The organism is Bartonella sp. AP72JLCBS, from assembly GCF_042195705.1.
In the GTDB taxonomy this organism is placed as follows: domain Bacteria; phylum Pseudomonadota; class Alphaproteobacteria; order Rhizobiales; family Rhizobiaceae; genus Bartonella.
This window is the reverse complement of the sequence record NZ_JBHIOU010000014.1, coordinates 20,491-46,285: the sequence shown is the minus strand read 5'-3', so window position 1 is coordinate 46,285 and position 25,795 is coordinate 20,491. Positions and strand designations below refer to the sequence as shown.

The 25,795-nt window shown below is 39.4% G+C and carries 15 protein-coding genes, 2 tRNA genes and 2 pseudogenes; 7 read left to right on the top strand and 12 right to left on the bottom strand.

What is annotated here, in order from left to right:
- Positions 1-375: 375 nt before the first annotated feature.
- From ACFILO_RS07820 to ACFILO_RS07810, 3 genes are all read right to left on the bottom strand, one after another.
- Entirely contained in the window at positions 376-3,150 is a 2,775-nt protein-coding gene (locus tag ACFILO_RS07820) for an autotransporter outer membrane beta-barrel domain-containing protein (RefSeq protein WP_375632554.1), read from the bottom strand.
- A gap of 1,176 nt (positions 3,151-4,326) precedes the next feature.
- The gene (locus ACFILO_RS07815) at positions 4,327-7,434 is read right to left on the bottom strand and encodes an autotransporter outer membrane beta-barrel domain-containing protein (RefSeq protein WP_375678095.1); all 3,108 of its coding nucleotides are present in this window, start codon (positions 7,432-7,434) and stop codon (positions 4,327-4,329) included.
- Positions 7,435-8,109: 675 nt separating this feature from the next.
- A complete protein-coding gene (locus ACFILO_RS07810) occupies positions 8,110-13,317 on the bottom strand; it encodes an autotransporter outer membrane beta-barrel domain-containing protein (protein WP_375678094.1) in 5,208 nt (1,735 codons plus the stop codon).
- A gap of 28 nt (positions 13,318-13,345) precedes the next feature.
- On the opposite strand from ACFILO_RS07810, the gene ACFILO_RS07805 reads away from it, so the two are divergent.
- From ACFILO_RS07805 to ACFILO_RS07780, 6 genes are all read left to right on the top strand, one after another.
- Complete coding sequence (locus ACFILO_RS07805) at positions 13,346-13,696, top strand: hypothetical protein (protein ID WP_375678093.1); 351 nt, start codon at positions 13,346-13,348, stop codon at positions 13,694-13,696.
- A gap of 182 nt (positions 13,697-13,878) precedes the next feature.
- Positions 13,879-14,829: a siderophore ABC transporter substrate-binding protein gene (locus ACFILO_RS07800; RefSeq protein ID WP_375678092.1), complete on the top strand. Its 951-nt coding sequence runs from the start codon at positions 13,879-13,881 to the stop codon at positions 14,827-14,829.
- Positions 14,830-14,932: 103 nt separating this feature from the next.
- Positions 14,933-15,889, top strand: coding sequence for an ABC transporter permease (locus tag ACFILO_RS07795; protein ID WP_375613670.1), 957 nt, complete (start codon positions 14,933-14,935; stop codon positions 15,887-15,889).
- Between the two features lie 67 nt (positions 15,890-15,956).
- Positions 15,957-16,832, top strand: coding sequence for an iron chelate uptake ABC transporter family permease subunit (locus ACFILO_RS07790; protein WP_375638712.1), 876 nt, complete (start codon positions 15,957-15,959; stop codon positions 16,830-16,832).
- Positions 16,829-17,587: an ABC transporter ATP-binding protein gene (locus ACFILO_RS07785; RefSeq protein WP_375613672.1), complete on the top strand. Its 759-nt coding sequence runs from the start codon at positions 16,829-16,831 to the stop codon at positions 17,585-17,587. The genes ACFILO_RS07790 and ACFILO_RS07785 overlap by 4 nt, the downstream gene beginning before the upstream one ends.
- A 64-nt stretch (positions 17,588-17,651) precedes the next feature.
- Positions 17,652-17,725: transfer RNA gene (locus ACFILO_RS07780), tRNA-Gln, on the top strand.
- A gap of 137 nt (positions 17,726-17,862) precedes the next feature.
- On the opposite strand, the pseudogene ACFILO_RS07775 reads toward ACFILO_RS07780, so the two are convergent.
- The 3 genes and pseudogenes from ACFILO_RS07775 to ACFILO_RS07770 all read right to left on the bottom strand — a co-directional run.
- A pseudogene (locus ACFILO_RS07775) lies at positions 17,863-18,068 on the bottom strand (DNA adenine methylase); the annotation flags it as partial.
- A gap of 1,039 nt (positions 18,069-19,107) precedes the next feature.
- Positions 19,108-19,191 (bottom strand): annotated as a pseudogene (locus tag ACFILO_RS09855) (DNA adenine methylase); the annotation flags it as partial.
- A gap of 231 nt (positions 19,192-19,422) precedes the next feature.
- Positions 19,423-19,812 carry a VOC family protein gene (locus ACFILO_RS07770; protein WP_375613673.1) on the bottom strand — a complete coding sequence of 130 codons (390 nt, stop codon included), beginning with the start codon at positions 19,810-19,812 and terminating at the stop codon, positions 19,423-19,425.
- Positions 19,813-20,072: 260 nt separating this feature from the next.
- On the opposite strand from ACFILO_RS07770, the gene ACFILO_RS07765 reads away from it, so the two are divergent.
- Positions 20,073-20,146: transfer RNA gene (locus tag ACFILO_RS07765), tRNA-Gln, on the top strand.
- A gap of 526 nt (positions 20,147-20,672) precedes the next feature.
- Here the strand turns inward: ACFILO_RS07765 and ACFILO_RS07760 are convergent.
- The 6 genes from ACFILO_RS07760 to ACFILO_RS07735 form a co-directional block, all read right to left on the bottom strand.
- Positions 20,673-21,674 (bottom strand): phage late control D family protein, encoded by a 1,002-nt coding sequence (locus tag ACFILO_RS07760; RefSeq protein WP_375678098.1) that lies wholly within the window; start codon positions 21,672-21,674, stop codon positions 20,673-20,675.
- The gene (locus ACFILO_RS07755; protein ID WP_375678091.1) at positions 21,674-21,928 is read right to left on the bottom strand and encodes a tail protein X; all 255 of its coding nucleotides are present in this window, start codon (positions 21,926-21,928) and stop codon (positions 21,674-21,676) included. The genes ACFILO_RS07760 and ACFILO_RS07755 overlap by 1 nt, the downstream gene beginning before the upstream one ends.
- Positions 21,925-22,371 carry a phage tail protein gene (locus tag ACFILO_RS07750; RefSeq protein ID WP_375678090.1) on the bottom strand — a complete coding sequence of 149 codons (447 nt, stop codon included), beginning with the start codon at positions 22,369-22,371 and terminating at the stop codon, positions 21,925-21,927. The genes ACFILO_RS07755 and ACFILO_RS07750 overlap by 4 nt, the downstream gene beginning before the upstream one ends.
- A 13-nt stretch (positions 22,372-22,384) precedes the next feature.
- Positions 22,385-24,721 carry a phage tail tape measure protein gene (locus ACFILO_RS07745; RefSeq protein ID WP_375678089.1) on the bottom strand — a complete coding sequence of 779 codons (2,337 nt, stop codon included), beginning with the start codon at positions 24,719-24,721 and terminating at the stop codon, positions 22,385-22,387.
- Between the two features lie 131 nt (positions 24,722-24,852).
- A complete protein-coding gene (locus ACFILO_RS07740) occupies positions 24,853-25,266 on the bottom strand; it encodes a hypothetical protein (protein WP_375678088.1) in 414 nt (137 codons plus the stop codon).
- Positions 25,267-25,275: 9 nt separating this feature from the next.
- Entirely contained in the window at positions 25,276-25,794 is a 519-nt protein-coding gene (locus tag ACFILO_RS07735) for a phage major tail tube protein (RefSeq protein ID WP_375678087.1), read from the bottom strand.
- Position 25,795: the final 1 nt, after the last annotated feature.

The following is a 25,795-nucleotide window of genomic DNA, read 5'->3' as shown; positions in this document are numbered from 1 at the left end:
CGCGTGATAATTTAAAATACGTTTTGTGTTTTATATATCCACCCTATGTTTTATGTAAAGCCAGAATCCCAAAATATCACAATTTAAAATTGTATTATTTATAAAAACGCGTAAAAATATAGATAGAAATAAAAATTCCACCCCAAAGCAGTGATTTCAAGAGAATTTAATAAAAATAAACTCAAAGAAGAAAAACAGCATAAGAAGCAAAAACTGCAAACCAGAAAGCCTTATCTCGTTTCTAAAAAGAAACAAACTTGCTCATGCAAAAAAAACATTTTTTTAAAAAACTTATTTAAAAAGTTGCAAACAAATAATAAAAAACCACAAGCTATGCTTGTGGTTTTTTAAACAACTTACCTCAAGATGATCATCCTAAAAACGATAGCGCAATCCACCAGAAAAACTGATTCCAGAAAAACCACCTTTACTCAACTTATGCTGATAAACCAAATCACCATGAAGCGCAAATTTTTGAGACAAGCGAGCATTAAGACCTAATCCAGCCTCTAGAGAAGAACCAAAAGCCCCTAACTGGAAAGAATCTTTAAAGCGCACAGACCTTTCTTTTCCAAAATCATGGGCAAAATGAATCTTTCCATAAAAAGAAACATCACGATCTTTTTCAGACGCAGTAAGAGTCTTTATCAAGCGACCACCCATACGCACCATCAATTGATCAAGTTTATCCATCTCAATATTAAAATTATCAATATCGCGGGCCTCATTAAATTGAAGATGCTGATAAACAACCTGAACCTGTGGATCAAAAACAACACCTTCATATCCTGTGGCAATTTTCTGACCACTCATCAAGGAAACACTTAAAGGGTTACCCTTCAATGTTGCCGTTTTACCCCGCGCAGTTGTCAGAACATCTCCCTTAAACAGACCATAAGATAACAAACCATCAACATAGAATCCTACATCATGCTGCATACTTCCATAAACTGTAGCAGTCCATTTATCAAATGTACTTTTTTGGCTTTGTGCAACATCTCGAGGTTGTAGAGAAAGCTTTCCATAAGACCCCATCACCCCAAAGGATATAACACTGTCAACATTTTCAACAGTTTGTAGCAAAACACCTGTCTCTAGTGCATAGTACCCTAGATCTCCCCCATAACCATATTCAAGCGCAGATAAATCTGAGGCATAACGATAACTTCCACCATAGCCACGCAAAAATGAAGCAGAATTTTCATGAATTTGCAACATTCCACTAAGATTAGTCCGTACTATCTCCAACTGCTTGTTTTGATTGCTGATATCTATCAAACCAGCGTGGAACAAACTATTCGGCAAAAGTAGATAAGTTGGCACCTGAGGAACAACAGATCTTACACCTCGTTGAGACGGAGAAACATTTTCAATTTCAGAAAGACTATCTGTAGAAGACGCTGGAACAACATCACCAGAAGATTCGGGAATAATATCCTCAACAGAAGCACGTGCAGGAGGTGTACGTTGAGAAACCATAGGAGTTTCTCTATAATCAGCAGTTTGAACATATTCATTTTCTAAACGAAAATTCCAAAATGCTCCTCCGTTCAAAGCAAATCTCTGTTTAACATGCTCCTCCCCTCTAGTAACACTTGGGCCATAAGAACGAAGAACATATTTATAAGGCGCGCCATTTAATGCAACATACTGCCCATTCAGTTGAAAAGAGTCATACGATGCATCTCCATAAACTTGAATAATTGAAACACTATGCGCTTTTTCGTTTTTTTCTTCTAAACCTCCCGCAACCCCTTGTATATGGACTATAGTTCTTCCCTTAACGTCACCATGAATGAGAAGCCGATCCGTTACTTGATGATCACTTGTATCACTAGGATTTAAACGTGCATTCAAATGAATCCAAGCATCACCAAAAGCCTGATAAACAATACCTGTTCCTTTTCCAATATAAAGCGTTTGATATGCATGATTAGTACTGGACTTTGGTTTTTCAAAAGTAATGGAACTATTAGAAAGGTGTACCGATGAAATAAACGAAACACCTCTATAATTAGGATCTTGTAATTTTTTCTGTCTTGGTTGCAATAAAGCCCACTGTGAATTATTTCCCAAGATAAGGTCGACTTTAGAACTGTTATCAACCTGAGTTTGACCGACAAGTGCAGAAGCATCAGCAACAACCTCTATAGAAGAGTTACGATCAGCCTTCAGCAACAAATCCCCAAAAAGCTTTGTTTCCTTTAAAAATATTTTAGATTTTCCAGATTGACTGCTATAAACAGCTATACTATCTGGAACGACAAAACGCGTCTTTTTCAAATCAACGCGCAATGATTTTCCCTCTGACGAACCTTCTGATGCTGCCACACCTTCAAAGTGTATACCATAAAATGCATTACCTTTCACTGTAATATTGGAATCTCCAATATTAATCTGAGGAGCTTTATCTCCCTGCAATAAAAGCCCATGAGCATCAGTAACATCAACAGAACCTTTCATAAACTGAACATAACCATCTTCAGATATATGAAAAGCTGCCTGACGACCTGCATCCAACCCTTGATCATCCTTGCCGGTACTCCCCTTGCCGGTAATAGAGACACCCTCTAAAATAAGATATCCTTTTTCTCCTGCTTTAACCCCAACTCTCCCTAGGCTAATTTGCGTATTCGTTAAATCAACACCACTTTGAGATTTTCCTCCAGCAAAAGCCCCCACTTTGATTGCATCAATTGATCCACCAGACATTACGATGAATCCACCTTGAGCTTCCACCCCCACTAAAACCCCACTCAACGTGGAATCGCTCAGAAAAACGCCCGCTTCTTCTGATACCTTTACTCCATATTTCCAAAAATTGTTTTCCGAGTTATTCTTTTCATCCAAAATACCCTTAACAGTTATATTCTTGCCACGAATAATTGTACCTTCCTTAGACGCCTCCATGGCTCCATGAACACCATTAACATTTTTATCCATTAACGAATAAACTTTATTATTAATTTCGTGCGCTCCACCATCAGAACACTGATAAAATGCTGCATTCTGATCACATGAAGACTGCTTTTTTCCAGAGATAACCTGAGATTCAGCATTGCGTGCAAAAACACCAACATTGTGTGTCAAAAAAAGAAGTGCCGTTGTAAAAGTACATAAGGAGAAGCGATTTTTAAATAGATTGACCATAATTCCACCATAACCCCCCTCTTCTTACTAAGATCTACACATAACGTATCAAAAAACTTAACCAAAAGAAAAATATTTAATACGTTTAGGTTTTAATATCGTGAGTTTATTAATATTTTTTGTGTTTTATGTAAATATGGAATAAAAAAATTACTCGAAAATACAATCTAAATCTGTCGCTTTTACAAAGAATTTGCAAAAATATAACTGAAGAACGACAGAAAAATCACCTTTAACGTTGTTAGTCAAAAACACCCTTAGTCAGTTGACATGCATTAAGAACACCTACTTTAACTGCCGTCTAATCACCCCCAGAACGGATATAATCAACATCCTTACGATAATATTATATTGAAACAGTGTACACTCTGTAAGCAGACAAAACATATGCCAAAATTGAGAAACAAGAGTTCACATATGCCTTTTAGGCAATCTTCATGGTAAGACAGTCTAATAAAAAGTAAGAACGTGTAAAAATCAGTTCCGATTTTACCTTCTCCTTTTAATTCAACTTTACAATATTCAAAAACATTCAGAGCCATATTTTAAAAAGTGAAGATGACACATGACTTCATCTTTTTATTTATGCATTTAAAGAAAACACACTTTCAAAAAACAATACGTCATTATGTTTCTCATTCACCAATTTTCTCAGATATCTCTCATTTTTTCCATCCCCATTTCACAACGACAGCGGATATAATATCAAGTTCATCGGATACAGCCCTCATTGTGCCTGAGTAGCATCTTTGTCTTTGCTAATTTCTAATATTGTAAATCCTCTCCTCTTAATATAATTCCCCAAATTATATTGACTCCTTTCTTAAATGATTATCCACCTGCCAATTTTACATATAATAGACAAAGGAATGCTTTTTATGGATTCATCATAAAATCCTTGAAAATATTTCAGCACCCTAAATTAAAAATATCTTTATAAATCAAAACATTATAAATAATATAATAATCACTCTGAAATACGCGTTTTGAAACAATAACGTACAAACTCTTCAGACTTTTCAAAAAAATGAAAGAAGTCCAACCTAAAAGCATATTAAAGATATGCAAAATCACACTCTCGTAAAAATGCTATAACACAAAATGAATAGATAATGAGAAAAGCCACAAGTACAACTTGTAGCTTTTTTGAAAGATTAATCAAAAACAGGAACAACACTAGAAATGATAACGCAATCCACCTGAAAAACTCGTTCCAGAAAAACCAGCTTTCGTTAGTTTGTGCTGATAAACCAAATCGCCGTAAAGCGCAAAATTTTGAGATAATTGGGCATTAAAACCTAATCCTGTTTCTAACGAAGAACCAAAAGCACCTAGCTGAAAAGCATCTTTAAAATGCACAAATTGTTTTCCTTCAAAACCATGAGCAAGATGAAGCTTGCCATAGAAAGAAACAACCTGAGCCTCATCAGTAGCAACCAGCCTCTTTGTTAAACGCCCTCCAACACGCCCTACCCACTGATGAAGTTTTCCTAAATCAATATCAAAGCCGTCCACATCACGCACCTTATTAAATTGAAGATATTGATAAACAACCTGAACTTGCGGATCAAAAACAAAACCGTCCTCCCCCACCATAAATGTTTTACCAGCAGTCAATGAAGCACTTAAAGGGAAACCCTTTAATGTTGCCGTCTTGCCCCGTGCAGTTGTTAGAACATCACCTTTAAACAAGCCGTAAGACACAAGACCATCAACGTAAAAACCTGCATCATGCTGCATACCACCATATGCCGTAACTGACCATTTATCAAATGTACTTTTTTGACTCTGCTCAACATTCAAAGGTTGCAAAGAAAATCTCTCGTAAGCCCCGATAACTCCAAAAGAAGTGGAACCATACATATTTTCGATTGCTTTCAGCAAAACACCTGCCTCTAGTGCATTATAATCAAACTCGCCGCCATAACCATATTCAAGCGTGGAAAGATTTGAAGTATAACGATGATTGCCGCCATAACCGCTCACAAAAAAGAGAGGATTTTCACGACTTTCTAATAAGCCCCCAGAAGTAATTCGCAAAGCTTCTAACCGCTTATTTTGATTGTTAACATTCATCAAACCAATATGACGTAAGGCGTTAGGCAAAAGGAGATAAGTCGGAACCTGCGGAACAACAGCCTTAACGCCCGGCTTAGGATGAGGCTCCGGAGCTGGTGCTGGAGAAGGTTCTGGTCCTGGAATTGGGTCAGGATCTGGTTTAGGTTTAACATCAGAATCTATAGATCTACTTTCAAGGCGAAAATCCCAAAATTCTCCGTTCCCTTCAACTAATCTCTGATCCATACTTGCTTTTCCAAACTCAGATTCTGGACCATAACTATAAAGCTTATACTGATAAGGTAATGCGTTTAACGCTACATAACCACCTTCCAACTGAAAAGAATCTTGCTTTGCTTGTCCAGAAACCTGAATGATTGAAATACCTTCAGCATTCCCCCCCTTTCCCGTATATCCTCCTGGACTTCCTGCAACACCATGCACTTGGAGCTTTGTTTTTCCCGAAACATCACCATGAATTAAAACACGATCAGTCTTTTGATTAACAAGAGCACCACCATTATTCAGGTATGTATTAAGAGAAATAGAGGCACCGCCCTGTGCTCTATAAACTTCACCCTTTCCCTTTCCCACACGAAGGGTTTGATAATCATCAACAGAAGAAGATTCGTGTCTTTTAAAATTAATAGAGCTCTCATCCATAAGACTAACGAGTGAAATAGAAGAATCATGTGCAGCCCCATGTTGATCTTTTTGCAGCGGTTGTTGTAAAATCCATGTAGAACGACCTCCCAAATAAAGTTCAGCATTAGAATTCTTATCAACGTGTGTGCGACCTTCAAGCGTAGAAGCATCAGCCAAAACGATCACAGATGCCCCTTCCTCAGCTTTTAATAAAAAATTCCCTGAACGAAGAGTGCTGTGTACCAACCCCACCGCACCAGAAATCATGTTTTTACCATAAAGAGCCGCATCGTCTAAAACAGAAAACTCTGTTTTATCCAAATTAACAACTTCTAATCGTGGTGGAGCTTTTTCTTCCTCTAATGAAATCTCTTCTTTTTTATCCCCACCTTCACTCCATGGCTTCTTTCCCCGAAAATAGATACCATAAGATCCCTTACCCTTTACGGTAACAGAAGAGGATTTCATATTAACTTCAGTCACAGGAATTTTTGAATCAGAATCCTCATTTGATAAATCTTTAACTTCCTGCAAAGGAATAGAATCGACTGTATTTTCTAATAATATGCCATGGATACCCCCATCAGTACTAACAACAGTGCCCTCTAAATTAACAGCCCCCCCTAAATCCATATGCACAACCGCACGATCCTTGCCTTTGTCACCCTTCCCAGTAATTTTAACATTCTCGAGATTTACCTCCCCACCTAACATCGAAGAAACCCCATGGCTGTTCATAAAATCAACTGAACCACCTGACATCCAAACTTCTGAATGATCATAACTTAAAATGCTTGCGTTCCCATTAGCGGTCTTAATTTCTGTATCTTCTAAAAGAACAAACGATTTCTCTGTTGCATCAACACCCTCATGACTTGCCTTAATCTTGCCATTTTTTACCTCAATCACGCCATCACTCGCACGAAGGGCTATAACTGTATTTTTGATAATCGGATCTTCCAAAACAATCTTACCGTTCTCTAATACATGCACCCCCACTAGAAAAGTTTTATCATCAACTTGACTACTAACCGTTACATCCTCCCCACTAACCCTTGTGCCTATTCCTTTTACCGTTATAGCAGTAGGATCATCAGGATAATTGGAAACGTTCTTATTTGTAATCCTATAAGATTTATTATCAATTTTGGATTCCCTGCAATTATCGCATATATAATACAACCCATCATAGTAATAAAACCCACGCTTTATACCTCTTTCATCAAAGCCTGTATCTTTAACAGAGTTATCTATATGACCATTATTCGATCCCTCCATTCCACTCAACCCACGATAATCACTTCCCCCACGAATACCCTCATCGTTATTGCCAACAGGAATCATATTAGGAGGATAATAATTCTGCCCACTCTCTCCACTAAAGGGAGGCTTATACGCATTACTCCCACTAAGATGAGGACCAGAAGTAACACTAATACCGTTAATCGGAGTAACAGTTATAACATAAGGTTTACCGACCTCCTCTGTAGCGGCATACACTTCTCTTCCATTTTGAAGCAAAGAGAGGATAGCTGTTGTACAAGCACATAAACATACATGATTTCTAAAAACTTTAATCATAGTTCCCTCGAAACTTTCCTTCCCCTCTCATTAAAAACAAAAGCACTTACAAAACACCCCATTGCACACCTCAAAAATACGAAAAGTGTAACAAAAGAACATGCCTCATGCTCATCTGAACTGTGCAATGAATTATCCCAATAAATTTGGCAAAAGCTCTACGCCAAAACCACCTATAAGAGAATAGTTACAAAACACACTTTATGAGTGTATAATGCATTCTGTATTTCGTGTAAAGAAAAAATAAAACCAGTGCGTGTAATTAATTAAAAACACAATCAAACCTTGTGAACTTTAAAAATTAATCCACAAGGAGATGAATGAAACAATGACTTAAATCAGTAGAAAACAAACTCTCAAAAACGAGCTTTAGAAAACATCAAATATTATATTAGATAATATCAATACAGTACCAAAAAGGATAACGTAACGTATACCGGTCTGCTGAACGCTTAAAAAGCCGATAAAAGCGAAGCACTCTATCGCATCAGTAGCAGCATAAATTTTAAGAAAATTCGCTTTAGCGAAGAAAAGTGCTCTCATGCATAAAACAAACTATGTCTTTTTTGCTTAATAAAGAAGACGAGATTTCTTAAGAACAACACAAGTTGTTATAAAGAAAAAAGGCAGCACAATGTGCTGCCTTTTCTAAAAAGGTACATAGTGTACCTTATATTAAAACTGATAACGTACTCCTCCAGAAAAACTTGTTCCCGAAAAACCAGCCTTATTAAGCTTATGTTGATAGAGAATATCAGCATGCAGAGAGAACTGTGGCAACAATTTGGCATTAAAACCTAATCCAGCCTCTATAGAAGAACCAAAAGCTCCTAACTTGAAAGCATCATTGAAATGCACAGACTGTTTTCCTTCAAAACCATGAGCAAGATAAAGCTTACCATAGAAAGCAACAGCATTCACGCCTTCAGAACCTGTAGGAATCTTGGTTAAGCGTCCACCAACACGCGCTACCCACTGATTAAGGTTACCCATTTCAATATCAAAATTGTCGATATCACGGGCTTTATTAAACTGGAGATGTTGATACACAACCTGAACCTGCGGATCAAAGACAAAGCCCTTATATCCTGTCATAATTGTCTGACCACCAGCTAAAGAAACACTCAAAGGCTTACCTTTTAATGTTGCTGTTTTACCCCGTGCAAGGGTGAGAACATCACCTTTGAACAGACCATAGGATAAAAGACCGTCGACATAGAAGCCAACATTATGCTGCATGCTACCATATACCGTAGCAGTCCATTTATCAAATGCACTCTTCTGACTGTGCTCAACATTCACAGGCTGCAGAGAAAGTTTTCCATAAGTTCCCATAACGCCAAAGGATATAGCACTATCAGCATTTTCAATAGTTTGCAGCAAAACACCTGCCTCTACACCATTATAACTAAGATCACCTCCGTAACCATATTCAAGTGCGGACAGATCTGAAGCATAACGGTAATTTCCACCATAGCCGCGCAAGTATAAAGCGGGATTTTCACGAACCTCTACCATTCCTGTAGAAGTCATCCGCAACGTCTCCAATTGCTTATTTTGATTGCTAATATCCATTAAACCAGCGTGGAATACACTATTAGGCAAGCTGAGATAAGTTGGAACCTGTGGAACAACAGACCTTACAAATTGTTCAGGAAGGGCAGCAGATCCAACAGACTTAACATACTGATTTTCTAAACGGAAATTCCAAAATTCTCCACCATCCTTAACAAATTTCTGCTGAACATGCTCCTGTTTCGAAGTCGCTTCTGGAGCATAAGCACGAAGGGTGTATTTGTAAGGTGAGTTTCTCAGTGCAACATAATTGCCATCGAGTTGGAAAGAGTCTTTCTTCGCTTGACCATAGACCTGAATAATTGAAACAGTATGAGCAATCTTGGCATTCGCTTTACCATCTCCTACATTGCCCGCATCACCTCGTACATGTATTTTTGTTTTTCCAGAAACATCACCATGAATGACAAGCCGATCAGTGACTTGCTGATCACTCGGATCACGAGGATTTAAACGTGCATTGAGATGAATTACAGCATTACCCTGTGCCGCATAAACAGTTCCTTTCCCATTTCCAATATGGAGAGTCTGATATTTTCCTTCAGATTCCGAAGGTGCAAAATCAATAGCACTATTTACAAGACTTACAGAAGAAATGCATGAATCCACACATCCTGAATCTAGAGTCCCCAAATTCCTCTGTGCACTTCTTTTTAGAATCCACTGTGAATTATTAGCCAAGTCTAATTTTGCATAAGAATTTTTATCAACGCGAACACCGCCTGTAACAATAGAACTATCAACTGAAACCAACATGTTCGAATCATTCTCGGCTTTTAATAACAAGTCACCAGCAAGAGTTGTTTTATTTTCTAATAAAACACGACCACCAGAATTATTACCATAGATAGCTATACCATTTGCAACTTCAAAATCAGTTTTTTTCAACGAAACTGTCCCTGTTATGCCTATAGGTGTATTCTCCTGTTTGGATACAGCGCTCCGCTTAGCAACGCCTGTTTGCGCAGTTTCTAGATTCTGACTTCGAGTTTTCTCACTCCCTTCTTTCAGCGTTAGACCATCAAAATATATACCATAGGTTCCTTCACCTTCCACTTTAACAGTAGAAGACTCGATATTTACGTGATTCATAGTAGGACGAACGTCAGATGATCTCTTTTTTCTAGGAGAAGTCGTCTCATTCCCACTACCATTCACAATCCACAAAGCACGAGCATCAGTCACAACACTCCCATTTTTAAAATCAACAGAACCATTATCAATCAACAGAAAAGCTGCACGCCCAAAGTTATCTACAGAATCTAACTTACCCTGTCCTTTTTTCGCAATAATTCTCACTTTGTCTAATTTAACGCTGCCCCCAGATTCTGACCTTACTGCTACTCCCTTTTCCAGAGTAATAGTTCCAGAATTCATAGTTATCTCACCAACCTGACTCGCCAGACCAGCCACAGCCAAATTCCCCGTTACGTTAATTTTCGTATCCTTTAAATTAACAGATGATCCAGAACCTGCCAAAGCGCCCACATAACGCGCATTGACTGTTCCAGCGTTCATCGTAATCTTTCCGCCCCTTTGCGCTTCAAGCCCAATTAGAGAAGATTGAATTGTTGAATTTTTTTCCAAAACGACTTCTGCGCTATCTTCTGCAAGAACAGCACTCACAGCCTTTAATTCAGTAAGATCAACATTGCTTTCATTATCACCCCCCCCCATAATTGTAGCATTCTCCAACTTAATAACTGTATTCTCATTCTGTGCATGCATAGAATGCTGAACTTTATCATTCCCTTTCAGTATAAGATTTTTTATTGTATGTGTCTTACCATCACCGCATGCATAAAGAGCTTTCTCCACAGCATTACTCTCTTCGCTATTGTTCTGTATATCATTACACTGAGAAGAAACATCACCAGAACGACCCAATACAAGAACACGCCCAACAGGTCTACTAGGTTTTACGCCAGATGCAGCCACCGATCCTATAGATGCAAATTCCTGATGTACACCACCTGTATCAGATCTCAAAAGTGAAACACTTGAAGGAGAAATTATAGCTCCAGATTCTCCAGACACAGAAGGTTCCGCCAAACCACCACTATCTCCTCTTCCACGAGCGTCAGTGACAGTATTAGAAACACGAGGAACAACATATTGATTTTCTAAGCGAAAATCCCAAACACTTCTACTATTCGCATTTCCACTACTCGCAATTAATTTCTCATCAAAAGGTTGTATTTCCGAAGAAGAAATGGTTGGACCATAAGCGTGAAGAATATACTTATAAGGCGACCCTTCTCGTGTAATATAATCACCGTCTAGCCTAAAAGAATCCGCCTCTGCTTGTCCAAAGACCTGAATAATTGAAATACTATGAGATTGATTCTCATCTTGTTGTGTTCCTTCTGAAGTATCTTTTACACGCACTATCGTTTTTCCAGCAACATCACCATGAATCAAAAGCCTGTCAGACATTTGATCACTATCCGAAGTATTAGGAACTAAACGCGCATTAAAGTAAATATAAGAATCTCCAGAAGCAGAGTAAACCGTGCCGTTCCCATCCCCAACGCGAAGCGTTTGATAACCTCCATCTCTATTTTCAGATCGTAAAAACGCAATAGCACTATCTTTGAGATCTATAGACGAAACACAAGAATCTATACAATCTGTATCCGAAACTTCATTACTATACTTACTTTTTGCTAAATACCATTCTGAATAAGATAAAAAAAGGTTTGCACTCGCGGTGCTATCAATGCGTGCAGAACCTACAATACTAGAATCATGAGCAACAACCTTCAAACTAGAAGAACCTGTAGCACGCAATAATAGATCACCAGAAACTAATGTGTCTTCTCCTAAAACAACAGAACCGCTCAAATCGTTACCATAAATGGCCACACCATCTGGAACCTTGAGAACAGAACGTCTTAAAAGAACCATATGCCTCCCATCTACTTCTGGTTCTTGCGAGAAAGATGCTTGACTTTCTACAACACCTCCAGTAGTTACTGTAGCTGTAGTTGCTCCTGCAACATCACTACTTCTTCTAACTCTAGCACTTGATTCTTCTCCTTCTTCACTTTGATTGTTCGTTTCTAAACTTCTTTTTTCGAATTCCGGTTCACTTTCACCAAAATATATACCATAAGAGCCTCTATCTTCTACTGTAATAACCGAATAATTGATAGCAGACCTAATGCTGGCATAGTCATCAGCAAAATTATTCTTAACAAATTCAATAAAACTATCGACCTTTCCACCACTAGACCTTGGAGTAATGACACTCAAGAAACCATTTTCAATACTGTAGTTACTATTTATCCATAGAACAATAGCATTAGAACCGTTAAAGATTACACGATTAGAAGAAACAAAACCATCTTCCAATAAAAAAACAACACTCGGATCCAGTACACTAGAAGCAGCCTCTTCACCTAAAGTTCCTTCTGGAGATTCCTCATTGTTTCTCTCTTTTTCAGCAATACGAATTCTAACATCTTCTAGTTTAACAAATCCTTCGTCTTCCGCCAAAATCCCCACACCACCTTTTGCAAAAGTAATTGATCCAGATTTCATCGTTATTTGAGATCCACCAGAACTATGTAAACCAACTACATTCAGAGGTACTTTATCATTAACGACTTCCACATTAATATCTGTTCCCTCTAAAAAAATAGACGATTCAAAACTAGCTGTAGCACCAAAAAAAGTTTTTTTGATGCTTCCTCCCTTCATATGAATATTTCCTTTGTACCCAGCCTCAAGACCAGTAACAAAGTTCTCGATATTTGACTTCAGCAATTCAACCTTTGCACCTGCTAACGACAATACAGCACTCCCAAACCCCATAACAGCACTTTGAGCACTAAAGCTTTTAGGATCTATACCAACGATAGATACACCTTCTACCTTTACACTTGTCGCCTTAGCAATATTTACAGTTTTGGATAAAGGTCCCCTTACAACGCCAGAACGCGAAGAGTCAACAACACTTACACGTCCGGAGGTATTCCCCTCTACAAGACTATTAACAGTGCTGGTAGTCCTGGCAGCTCTGGCAGTTCTGGAACCTGCACCTCCCGTTACAACGCTAGAACGCGAACCATTCGCATTATCTATAACAAGACGACCCACTGCAAACACAGCATTATCACCGTATTTTTTTACACGAATCTTACCTCCTTTTATTGTATATTCTCCACCGTCTACACATATAATGGATCCACGCTCTGACTCACCAGAACTATTTTCACACATACCTGTACCGTCTTTAGGAAAAAGCGCAAAAAGAGGTATTCGTGAACCAGGAAGTTGTCTTATAGAAACGTACGCTCTAGGCAATGAACCCTTTGCTTCTGATCTAGGTTCAATGAATACTTCTAAATATTGCAATGCTGAAGATAGTCCTGTAACTAGAGATTCAGGCGTTGGAACTATAGAAGAGATTGAGTCAGCGACAGAAGAGATTGAGTTAGAGACAGATGTTTTAACTGTATCCAATGCAAGTGAAACTACCCTTTCAGCGATTGCATCAGAGACAGATGATGAAATTGAATTAGGAACAAATGACGCAAATGGAGATAATATAGGCGAAGAGAATGAGAACCAACCACTCCCCATAGAAACATCTACACCTTGCAAAAAGAAGAAAGCACTTGTTGTCAGTGCGTACAAACGTGTACGCTTTTTAAATACATTGATCATATGTCAAACTTTCTAAATAATGTTGCAAAAACACTAGAATTAAGTGAAAATGAGGTAAGTGAACGATTTGTAACATATGTCAGTCAACTTTACAACATAGTGTTATTTATTTACGCTTCATTTTGTGCATAAAAATACCAAAGTTAAGTTTTTAAGTGCGCAAACCTTTGTAATATTAGATAAAAGGATAAAATCACGATGATAAAATATATGAAATGGATGACTTCTGTTTTACTGGTTGCAATTAGTTTTGCAACGGTTTTGTGGACTCATACGAGTATTGCAAATACCAGTACCCAGACAAATGTAACGATTGATCATGTTTCAGGAACGACTTCTGTTCCCACTTCTCCGCAAAAGGTTGTTGTGTTTGATCTTGCCTCGCTAGATAATATGAATCGCCTTGGTATCCAAGCAGTTATCGGCCTTCCTGAAGGAAAAAAACCTTCCTATCTGCAACAATTTGACGATGCAAAATATGAAAGAATTGGAACCGTTTTTGAGCCAGATTATGAAAAAATTGCCACTCTTCAACCCGATTTGATTATTATTTCCTCCAGAACTCAAGCAAAATATAAAGACTTATCCAAAATAGCCCCAACAATTGATCTAACCGTAGAAAACGAAAATTCTCTTGAAGATATAAAACGAAATGTGTCTATCCTTGGAAAAATTTTTGGTAAAACACAAGAAGCAGAAAAGGAAATTGCAAAAATCAATGAAGCTTTTGCTGAAGTCCGTAAAAATACCCAAGGAAAAGGCACCGGGCTCATACTCATGACCTCTGGTGGAAAAATCAGTGCTTTCGGACCAAAATCACGTTTCGATATTTTTCACTCCGCTTTTGGAATTGCCCCTGCAACCGATAAACTTACCGTGCAAAAACATGGACAACTCATTTCTCCTGAATTTATTCTTGAAACCAATCCTGATTGGTTGTTGGTGATTGATCGCGATGCAGCCATTGGACGGGAAGGACAATCCGCAGCACAATTGCTCAACAATGAGCTTGTTCACCGCACAACAGCAAGCAAACAAAACCAAATTATTTATTTGGACTCTTGGAGCTGGTATCGTGCAAATGGTGGTTTAACGGCGCTCATTGAAACCGCACAGCAGATCAATGAAGCCTTTACAAAGAGCAAATAAGCGCACGAAAGAGCTTGCTTGCTATATAAATAAAATTTAAAAGCAGAGGTTGTTTATTAAGCAGTCTTTGCTTTTTGTAGATTTTGTTAGAAAATGATTTAACGTGAAGAATTACTGGATAACCATAACACTTCTAATTTTCCTGTCTATCCTCAGCATTTTTGTTGGTTATTCTGATGTCACACCTTCTAACCTTTTCGCAGCCGATCCCCATGCGTGGCTTATTTTTTGGCAAACACGTCTTCCTCGTACCATTGCAATCCTTTTAGTAGGCGCAGCACTTGCACTTTCAGGCATGATTATGCAACTATTAACACGCAATCGCTTTGTCGAGCCATCAACCACTGGAACCATTGAATCTGCTTCCCTTGGCATTCTTTTTATTATGATTTTTTGGCCCGATATTCCTGTTTTAGGAAAAATGGTCGTTGCGACAATTTTTGCCATGGTAGGCACTTTACTTTTTATGTTTTTATTGCGACGCATTCCTCTAAAATCTGCTCTCATTGTACCCCTTACAGGGATTATGCTAAGCTATATTATTGGCTCTTTAACCAATGCCATTGCAGATTATGAAATGTTACTTCCTTCTCTTCAAGCTTACTTATTTGGCAGTTTTTCGATGGTTCTTGAAGGAAAATATGAGCTCTTATGGCTATCCCTTCCCCTTTGTATTCTGGCCTATTGTACTGCTGATCGCTTTACGGTTGCAAGTTTGGGAGAAGATTTAACCAATAACCTTGGATTGAATTATCGTGTTGTCATGTTTTTTGGTCTTTTTATTGTCGCCTCAATCACTGCTGTTGTTGTCTGTACCATTGGCCGTATTCCTTTTGTTGGGTTGATTATTCCAAATATTGTTTCAAGTTTCATGGGAGATAATATGCGCTATACCGCTCCTTGGGTGGCCATCAGCGGTGCAGGATTGGTCTTAATTTGTGATCTTTTAGGACGAATCATTCATCCCTCTCTTGAAATTCCCATCAGCACCATAATGGGTGTAATCGGTAGTTTTATTTTTATGATACTGCTTTTACGCTGGAGAAAGCGTCTTGGATAGAAGAAGAAAAACAATATGTGTACTAACAACACTTATCATCATAGCATGCACTGTCATTAGTCTTTACATGACGTGGAACATCAATGTTTATACATGGAAATTTCGTCTTACAAAACTTTCCTCTTTGCTTCTTATTGCCTATGCAATAAGCGTTTCCACGGTTTTATTTCAAACAATCGTTAATAATCGTCTTCTTACTCCTTCAATTATGGGATTTGATCAGCTTTATATTTTAATAAAGACTGCCCTAATGTATTTTGTAGGCTCTCTTTCTTTGCCCTTTTTGAATGAAGAAGGACAGCTTGTTCTTGAAGCCCTCATTCTTATCCTTTTTTCAATAAGCCTTTTTCGCTGGCTCTTTTCAGGAAGCCTAAAAGGACTTCATTTAACGCTTTTAATCGGTGTTGTTTTAGGCGGATTTTTTTTCAGTTTACGGATGTTTATGCAATTGCAACTAAATCCAGACCAAATGATGAATTTAACGGATATTATGTTTGCAAATTTTAATAAATTTAATACACCGTTAATAGGCTTTGCCACAATCATTGTCTTCATTGTGAGTCTGATTGGATGGCATTCCCGTCATCTTCTTGATATCTTGGCTTTAGGACGTGAAAATGCCCTCAATCTTGGCGTTAATTACCACAAAAGTGCGACAGCTGTCCTTATTTTTATTTCCATTCTCGTATCCATTTCCACCGCATTGGTAGGCCCCGTCACCTTTTTTGGACTGTTAGTTGCCAACCTTTCCTATGAACTTTCTCCTCAAGCAAAACACAGTGTTGTTGTTCCAATTGCAATATTATTGGCTATTATTTGTCTGGTGGGTGGACAATTTATTTTAGAACAAATTTTTCATATGGCAGGACGTTTAAGTTTTATCATTGAGTTTTGTGGGGGAATTGTTTTCTTAATGTTACTGATGAAGGGAAAACTAAAATGATTGAGATCAATCATCTTTCCAAGGCTTACGGAGCACGATTGATTATCGATAATTTATGCCTTCATCTTCCAAAAGGGGGGATTATTTCTCTTATTGGGCCCAATGGTTCGGGAAAGTCAACTCTTTTAATGCTGATAAGACGTCTTTTGCCACACCATAATGGTACAATTCATATCGACGGCTTTGATATTGATAAAATGCCCCACGATATTTTGGCTCAAAAACTCTCAATTCTGCGTCAAGAAAATCCTTTGTCTTTTCGCTTAACCGTGTACGATTTAGTAAGTTTCGGACGCTATCCTTATTCAAAAGGCTGGTATACACATGAAGATAAACAATTTATCGACAGTGCGCTACGCTATCTCGGCTTACAAGATTTACAAGACCGTTTTTTAGATGAGCTTTCTGGCGGTCAGCGTCAACGCGCTTTTATAGCCATGGTTATCTGCCAAGACACTGATTATCTTCTTTTAGATGAACCATTAAACAATCTGGATATGAAACATGCGGTTTCTATGATGAAGCAATTACGCCGCACAGCTGATGAACTGAAAAAAACCATTCTTATTGTTATGCACGATATTAATTTTGCCTCATCTTACTCAGATATGATTGTTGCATTGAAAAATGGGAAAGCGGCCTATTGTGGGACTCCAAAAGAAATTATGCAACCAAAAATTCTTAAAGACATTTATGATGTCGATATTCAAATCAAAACAATTAATGACATCCCTATCGCTCTTTATTATCGATAATCATAAAGATTTTTTGCGCTTGCATGCACTATAGAATCTGCTAGGGATAGTAAAATTGGCTTATTGGGGAATAGTTTAATGGTAGAACAGCGGACTTTGACTTCGTCAATCTTGGTTCGAATCCAAGTTCCCCAGCCAGTATTTAATGATTGTAGCTTGTCATCGGGTTTTGTATAATTTGAAAGCAGGTTTTGCATCAATTTATTTTTTTCAAAGGATCTTCAAAAACTTTCAAGGGTTATTTAAAATCCCTTTAATGCATATTTTCTTTTCCTCTAAAAATTGCAATTTGAGATGATAAGCTCTTGAGCCGGTGCGGATTCTTTGAATCACATGTATAAGATGTGGCAACCCCTTTTATCTTAAATTGGCTAAATATTTTTCGGATCTGAGACACATCATTGAGAGAGAAGAATTTTTCTCTTGCGCAAGCAAAGCAAACATTGTCTGGTAATCCTCGCGCAAATAAATCCTTTCCATAGTAATACACGTATATCTGGCTCTGTTTATGGGAAAGCCTTATCTAATAGCTATAAACCTATCTAAAGAGAGAATTCAAAAAAGAAAGCCGAGCCAAATGATATGACGCGGCTTTCAGATATTGATTATAAGATTCAAATGAATCATCCACAATGGAGTAATAAATTCATATATACAAAACGTATCATATTGCAAGTGCTCTATTTAGAAATATGAAAACTTATCAAAAGAAACGTAAATGATAGCTATGATTTTGATATCATTCATTAGCATTATAGAATCTATAAACGCTTGGTAACTTTATCAATCCAATCAAAAGAAAATGCATCTTAAATGAATGTTTTCTCAATAAGGCTTTCATAAGTATCTTTTCATTTTGCACTCAAATGTAACTTCTTTGCAAATTAACCAGCTCAAATTTGAGTTGGCAAAATTAACCAATCCAATTTTGGAGGCGTTATCTTTAGAATAGCCATCTTTAAACATTATAGCTTTTGACTCAAAATTGAATAAAATCCCATACCTTAGATGTTACAATGGTTTTGAATTTTGCTGCCTCATCTTTTTTTCAATAGGTGCCCCCCAAATTTTGAGAGAGCTCATTTGGTTTCGTATTTTTAAACTGTAACTTTTAAAACGTTTTTTTCTCGCTTGCTTGCGTTATATCATTAAAAGGCTTTCAATTTCATAAGACATAACATTGTGATTTTCATTCTATATTGTGATGATAGTATCTATATAATGCCTGCCTATCATTTACTAACTTTTTAGTAAGCGTTTTTAAAAACGTATCATAAAATTTATGATACGTTATGAATGATAACCGCTTTTCATTTCATTTGAATGCACCCATGCGTTATAATATTTGCATCATGATTTGCTTTTTATGGTCTATACATCCATGGCAATCTTATATAAAAAATGATCAATTCAAACATGCATAAAAGTATGGATTCTTAAGTGGATTCATATAAAATAACTGCACTTAATATATTGATATTATTAGTTTTTATGTACAATGTCTTTTTAACTTCAAAAGATATCAATTTCCTTGTAAAAAATATTCCTCCCATTCCAATAAAAGGCTCAATATAAGTGCGATGAGGGATAGCTTCTATGATTTTACAAGTACTGATCACTGGCCATGTAATAACGCCGATGATGTCCAAGCCAATTAGACCGCCTGTGGAAACAGGCAGGTTGTGGGGCTGAATATAGTGGAACAGCACCGAACGGATAAGCCACACGTCGTAAGTAAGCCTCTTAGCGTACATAGCTTATAGGTTTTGGAAACAGACAATTATTATAATTCAGGTATTATAATTCAGACGATTAAAGATCAGATCTCAAGCTTTTTAATCCAGTGGACAAACACGAATAATATGTCCGTCTGGATCTTTGATTAGGAAGGTACGTCCAAATACATCAGTATACGGTTCCTTCAAAACATTTATCTCAACAGTGGTTTGCTCTTTCCATTCCGCATAGAGCTTATCTACGTCCTCTCCTGTCGGAAACATAATGCCGATTTCTGAAAAACGAGATGCATTTTCCTCAGGCGTATCGCCCCCAGACCAGAGAGCAAAGAGAGCATCCCCCGAAGAAGCAAATGCAACATAGCGTAGCGAGGTAAACACAGGTTCTTTCTTGAAGATGAATTTGTAAAAAGCCGTAGAATACTCTATGTTTGAGACGTATACCAACTGTAGGTTTGGGGTAACAGGATAAGTAGGGATATTACTCATTAATTCTCTATGATTTAGTAGCTGTTGCCTGACAGGCATATACCTATTAGAGAATATTTCAACAAGAGTTTGTGATACCTCCGTTCGCGGTGTGCTCTATTTATATGTTTTTATTCGCTTATTGCTATATGCTAAAATATTGAGACCGCCACTACGGGGATTATAATGATATCCCTATCGCTCTTTATTATCGAGAATCTAAAGATTTTTTGCACTTGCCTACACTATAGAATCTGCTAGAAATGGTAAAATTGGCTTATTGGGGAATAGTTTAATGGTAGAACAGCGGACTCTGACTCCGTCAATCTTGGTTCGAATCCAAGTTCCCCAGCCAGTGTAGCTGTAGCTTGTGTAGCTGTAGCTTGCCTGTAGCTTGCCTGTAGCTTGCCAGCAGGTTTTGTATATTTTGACACTAGGTTTTGTACCAATTTATTTTTTTCAAAGAGTTTTTAAGGGGTTCTCAAAGGGTCTTCAAAGGCCTTTCAAAGATCATTTAAAGCCTCTTTTTCTTTTCTGCTCAAAATCGCAATTTGAGATGATCAATCATTGAGTTGGAATCGTATTATTTGAGAAGCAGCGTATATAAGATGTGTTCACCTCTTTTAGCATAAATTGACTGATGATTTTTCTGTATCCTAAGCACATTATTCAGGACATTATTAAATAAGAGAAGCGTTTAAGGAATTCGGTCAACTTGACCAAATTGCTCTTCAGTCTGCAATTGTGCAATGTTTGCACCATTGCTCCTTTTAGGAATTGGGTAAACATTACCCTATTGCTGTACTCATGCAATTGGTGCAAGTTTCACCTATTCCTCATCACGACCGATCAAAGGGTCAAGTTGTCCCTTTGATTTTCTGTCACTCAGAGGTTTCCTTTTCTCCTGCCTCTTTTCCCTTGTTTGGTGCTTCTAGTGTGATTTCTGTGGTGTATCCGCTTTGTTTTTCATAGCGGTGGGTGACGGTTGCAGCTTTCCATGGTCCATTGATTTGCCCACGAAACCCTTGAAGGATGAGAGGTTGATCCGCCATGATTTCAGGGCGTCCCTCAAGGGTCAAAGAACCACTGCCTACAGCACGACATAAGCGATCCGACTCGGAAGCAGCGGCAGATAAAGCTTCCTCTTGACATGGATAACAACTGCGAAGACGCCGCACGGGACCGCTAAACCCTGTCTGATGCTTGACTTGGCATTGCTGCCCTTTTGCGCGATCAAAATAAGAAGCTTCAATAGTGCCGTATTGCGTACGTGGCTCTAGGGTAAATTCCCAGTTAGAACAGTCGTGCTTATGAAGTTCAAGGGCTGGTAAATTGTCACCGCTTAAAAATAAAAACTTATTGTCCTTGATTAAAAAACGCGCCCGCATGCGATCGGCAAGGCGGGTTAAAAAATCAACAGCCGATTGATCTGTACGAATCACATAAGGCAAAGTTTGTTGAGTGAACTGAGGACTGACCTTTGCTTGATAGCCATGGCGTTTGGCAAGTGTCTCGACAATCTCACCAACAGTTTTGTGGTCAAAATGTTCACTCACCTGTTCTTTGAGCTCTTTACGCATCGAGGCGCTTTTGCCACAAAGGCGCAAGATCTCTCCATCACTGCCACCACAACTGACCACTGACTCCACAACAAAACACCCCATAAATGCACTGATGCTGTTCTCATAACCAAAGATCACCTGTAGCGCACTTTTACTGGAGGGAACCTCTAAATCATTGCCACTATCGTCAAACTCTGCTTCAAATGTATCGGCTTCATTACCGGCATGATCCGTGATAGTTGCGGTTAAAAGACGCTGGTAAAAAACCTCATGAACAGGTTTGTCTCCCACCTTGACCACAATAAAAGGGTGTGTACGCATTAATCCCATAACCGCTTCACCATGCTTTGGGGATTAGACAACACAAATTCAGGCAGAATGACCTTTAAGCCCCGTGGTAAAAATACACCATATTTGGCAATCTCTGGATTGGCTTCCAGTGTGGCTTCTAAATAGCCGTTTAGTGCCCCAACTTGAGAACGGTCCCCTAACACAGCCATGACATGGTGAAAGCAAAGGAGATCGAGGCTCATATCCTCTAGCTCTACAACAACATGTTTTTCTGGTATCTTCATAAAGTTTGTCCCACTTGGTATTGTCCTTGTGGTTTTCCGCCATTAAAAAAGGGCAAGAGCGTAATGGAATAGCGGATGCGCTGGGATTGACCAGAGCGACTGATATAGTCGTGGTCTTTATTGATCGTGGTGATTACTACGGGTCCATGGAGAAGGACACTATAGGTCGTATCATTGATCCAACGAAGCATCTGGACCGGCTTTGCTCTTCGGATAGTTGTAGTGATGGCATCAATGGCTACACGGTCACCAAACTCTTCTGGAAACCAAACCCCATGAATGGTTTTTGCATCATTGCCATAGCCGGTAAATTGCAAACTGGGTGCCTTGCCAAAACGCTCCATACAAACCCATGAGGCAGAAAACTCTTCTTCAAAGGATTGGAAATTCAGCCAGTCCACGTAAAAGAGATGTGGACCTAACATCAGCAAAGGATCTCTCATAGACGCCCTCCCCTCATTCTGTCCCGCCATGCAGAGCATTAGCACGTGCCCGTTGCAAAGCATGGGCAACCGCACGACCAGTGGCCACAGGATCACGGGCACCATTGACATGCACTGTGACATTTTGATTGTGGGTGATGGGGGAACGGTCTTTGTCTCTTTGTTCTCTCACAGAGTAATTGGCATGCCCCGCCCCCGCAAATTGTGCAATCGGTTGAATGGCTGTTTTACCCCCCAAAAAACTTGGCAAAAACTCTCTTACATCAATGGAACCAATCCACCCCTTAATGCGGCTAGGCAAAGATTTACAAAAATCCATCAATTGTGAGATAGACGACATAAAGCCATCGACAATCGAATTAGCCAGATCTTCGCCCGCTTGTTCCATACCAGCCTTGGCACTCTCCGAGAGCTTTTCCTGTGTAAAAAAACTCTTCAACCATTGCCAAAAGTTGGAAAAGCTTTGTTTAACGCCCTCCCACAAATTGCCAAACCACTCGACAACAGAGGAAAGTCCTTGTTTAAACTTTTGCCAAGTTTGAGAGAAATCAAAAGCAGCAGCAATGATATTTTTCCATTTGGTAATGGTGGTGGTATCAGCACCAAAAAAGCGCATAACAGCTTCAAAGGCTTGCCCAAAAGCCCGAGATACCCCCCGTGCAAAGCCCTTCATAAAAGAAGAAAAACGATCCCAATATTTCCACAAAGCAAAACCAGCAGCCAGTATGACCGCCACAACAGCAGCAATGACCACCCCGATCGGGGTAAAAATACCCCCCACAACAGAGGAAAGACTTGCCCCAACCACTTCGATCACTGTCCCCATAAAGCCAAAAGAGGCAGCAAATGCACTTCCTGAGACAGCAATCCCCCGTAAAGCCCCGACCAACAAGGTCATGGGGCGTAAGAGTCGGAGTGAACTTGCCCCAAGACCCGCGGTTAGCAAGCCCAGCGAGCGCCCTGCGGCTGCTAAGCCCCGCCAGCTTGCAGCAACACCACGACTGAGTACTCTAAGCTTAATAAAAGAGCCCATCAATTGAAGAAGCCCAAGGCGTGTCCCGGCAAGAGTAAAGCGCAAAACCCGTAGAGCAATATTAAAAGCCATAAGGGCAGCAATGGTTTTGATGATGGCGCTTGTTAAAGTGGGATGGGCATTCGCCCACGCCATAAGCCCATTGGTAAAATTGCCAACACTTTCCATCAAACTGTTGAGGGGGGGCAGAAGCACTTCACCAATGGTGATGCCCAGAGCCACAATACGGTTTTGCAAGAGTTCAAATTGCCGCATGGCACCGGTTGCTTGTTTGTCTGCTTCTTGTTCTACAGAACCTTTAAAGACTTGTGGATCTTTCACATAATCTAAAGCTTGCCCTAACAATTCGGGGTTACCCACCAATTTGGCAAAATCACCAGTAAAATCGCGCCCAGCAATGGCAATCAGCGAGCGCATCCCCTGTTCGGATTTACCCAACACATTAAAAAAGCGCACCAAAGTGCCGGTAGCATCTTTGTCCAGATCTTGCATAAATTTTTCACGGGAAAGCCCGATATTGGCAAAAGCATCTTCAATATGCTTGCCTCCTGCCTGGATACGGGCACTCATGGCATTAAAACCACGCGCGGCACTCTCTGGAACAATCCCAGCAGAAATCATCGCCGTACCAAATGCCGCAGTTTCGCGCGCGGTGAGCTTAAACATGGTTGCCGCACCGGTGGCACGATTGGTAAAATCAGACACTTCACTGGCTTTTGCCGCCATGTGGTTAGAGAGATGATTGATAGCATCACCTAGATCTTCAATACCTACCTGATTAAGCTTAAAAACATTGCGCAATTTGGCAAAGCGCTCCCCAATCTGATCTCCCGTCATATCAAAAGCTACAGCTGCTTTAGCGGCATAAATGCTAAAAGCTTCTAGATCTTGTTCGCCAATCCCTGCTTGGCTGGCACTGGTCATCAATTCTAAGACTTCACGCGCCGCTAACGGAATCTTGGTGGAGGTTTCAAGCGCAAAACGGCGCAATTCCTTTAAGCGATCAAGGGGGGCATCGAGAACCTTTTCCAAGCCCTTCATCGATTGATCAAATTGCATGGCTTTATAGAGCGGTGCAATTAAGGTTGCTGTTTGCGCAATGGCACCCACCATGCGCCCGCGGGCTTGGATAAAAGCATTTTCCGCATTCTTTGTCGCATCCTCAAGATGCTCAGGGTCAAACCACCCTTTAAAATGCTGCCTTGTCTTGTTTTGGAAATGCGCAACATCTGAACTAAAGGCTGCAAGATCCCGCTTGGCAGAAGCGATCCCCTCTTGCAGATGATTGACAAAACGCACAACAAGGGAAACATCCATGACGATTCTTTATCCTAACTGATGACTTTCATATTCTTGTTGTTTCAGGCGTGCGAGTTCTTCTCGATAGGCAATCACATCCAGCCAATCCATCTGGTTAATCTCTGAAGGCGCCCAGTGATAATAAAGGGCTAGTTCTGCCCCAAATTGTCTGGCAGAGAGGATTGGCGTTGCGTAAAAAAAGCAAAAAAAGCCTTCAATATTGCGACAATATCCATCACATCAACTCGATCAATCAATTCAATAGATTCACGTGACATATCAGCCAAAAGTGCTGTGATGCCTTCTGTTGCCTCACTTGTGAACAAAACTTGAGAAAGCTTCGTGATAAGCACATCATTGCTCAAAGTTGTTTTTTGCTCTCCAAACTCAGGAAGCAGCAGCTCTGTCAATTGTGGTCCAATGAGCACCGCTAATTGCTTGGCATGCTTAAAAGTGGGGCGATAAAAGGTCAGTTTCTTGCATAGAGATTCTTTGCCACTTTTATCTTGATAAGGAAGCGGAACAGCTAATTCCACGTCAATGCTGGTTTGTAAACTTGTCATGATCAATTCCTATAAGTTGAGAATAGCGCGGCGGCGAGAACCGATCTCTTGCCCATTGCGGACAAGCCACCCGCCCCGTTTAAAAGAAAAGCGGTGCAAAACAGAGCCATCCCAAAATTCCGTATAGTCCCAAACATTTTTGATTTCGCAATCATAGCCTGTCGCTTTTCCAGCTGTTAAGCCTTCACTATCCACTTTGACCAAGCGCCCTGTCACATCAATGGAATGTTCATGCTCACGCCCATCTTCTTCAGAAATCACATGTTTTTTGCCAGTGAATTTATGACGAAGACCAGGAGGACCACCAAAGATGCCGATAATTTCGGGGGTATGGCTGCGGATTTTCATTTGTAAACTCAAAGCTTTCACACCAAGACCGCTCACATCAATTTGCATATCAGAGCCGCCCGGTTGATAGGTTTCGGTGATTTCTTCCAACGTGGGCAGTTTCAATGTTTCAAGATCAAGGTGAAGATTCACATCATCATCAACAATCAAGGTAAAACCGCGTACAATGCGTAAAGTCATG

Excerpts from the sequence above, each read along its gene's own strand:
- ACFILO_RS07820 (WP_375632554.1), bottom strand. The coding sequence starts at position 3,150 with ATGGTCAATCTATTTAAAAATCGCTTCTCCTTATGTACTTTTACAACG.
- ACFILO_RS07815 (WP_375678095.1), bottom strand. The coding sequence starts at position 7,434 with ATGATTAAAGTTTTTAGAAATCATGTATGTTTATGTGCTTGTACAACA.
- ACFILO_RS07805 (WP_375678093.1), top strand. The coding sequence starts at position 13,346 with ATGAATACTTCTAAATATTGCAATGCTGAAGATAGTCCTGTAACTAGA.
- ACFILO_RS07800 (WP_375678092.1), top strand. The coding sequence starts at position 13,879 with ATGATAAAATATATGAAATGGATGACTTCTGTTTTACTGGTTGCAATT.
- ACFILO_RS07790 (WP_375638712.1), top strand. The coding sequence starts at position 15,957 with ATGACGTGGAACATCAATGTTTATACATGGAAATTTCGTCTTACAAAA.
- ACFILO_RS07785 (WP_375613672.1), top strand. The coding sequence starts at position 16,829 with ATGATTGAGATCAATCATCTTTCCAAGGCTTACGGAGCACGATTGATT.
- ACFILO_RS07770 (WP_375613673.1), bottom strand. The coding sequence starts at position 19,812 with ATGAGTAATATCCCTACTTATCCTGTTACCCCAAACCTACAGTTGGTA.
- ACFILO_RS07760 (WP_375678098.1), bottom strand. The coding sequence starts at position 21,674 with ATGCGTACACACCCTTTTATTGTGGTCAAGGTGGGAGACAAACCTGTT.
- ACFILO_RS07755 (WP_375678091.1), bottom strand. The coding sequence starts at position 21,928 with ATGAAGATACCAGAAAAACATGTTGTTGTAGAGCTAGAGGATATGAGC.
- ACFILO_RS07750 (WP_375678090.1), bottom strand. The coding sequence starts at position 22,371 with ATGAGAGATCCTTTGCTGATGTTAGGTCCACATCTCTTTTACGTGGAC.
- ACFILO_RS07745 (WP_375678089.1), bottom strand. The coding sequence starts at position 24,721 with ATGGATGTTTCCCTTGTTGTGCGTTTTGTCAATCATCTGCAAGAGGGG.
- ACFILO_RS07740 (WP_375678088.1), bottom strand. The coding sequence starts at position 25,266 with ATGACAAGTTTACAAACCAGCATTGACGTGGAATTAGCTGTTCCGCTT.
- ACFILO_RS07735 (WP_375678087.1), bottom strand. The coding sequence starts at position 25,794 with ATGACTTTACGCATTGTACGCGGTTTTACCTTGATTGTTGATGATGAT.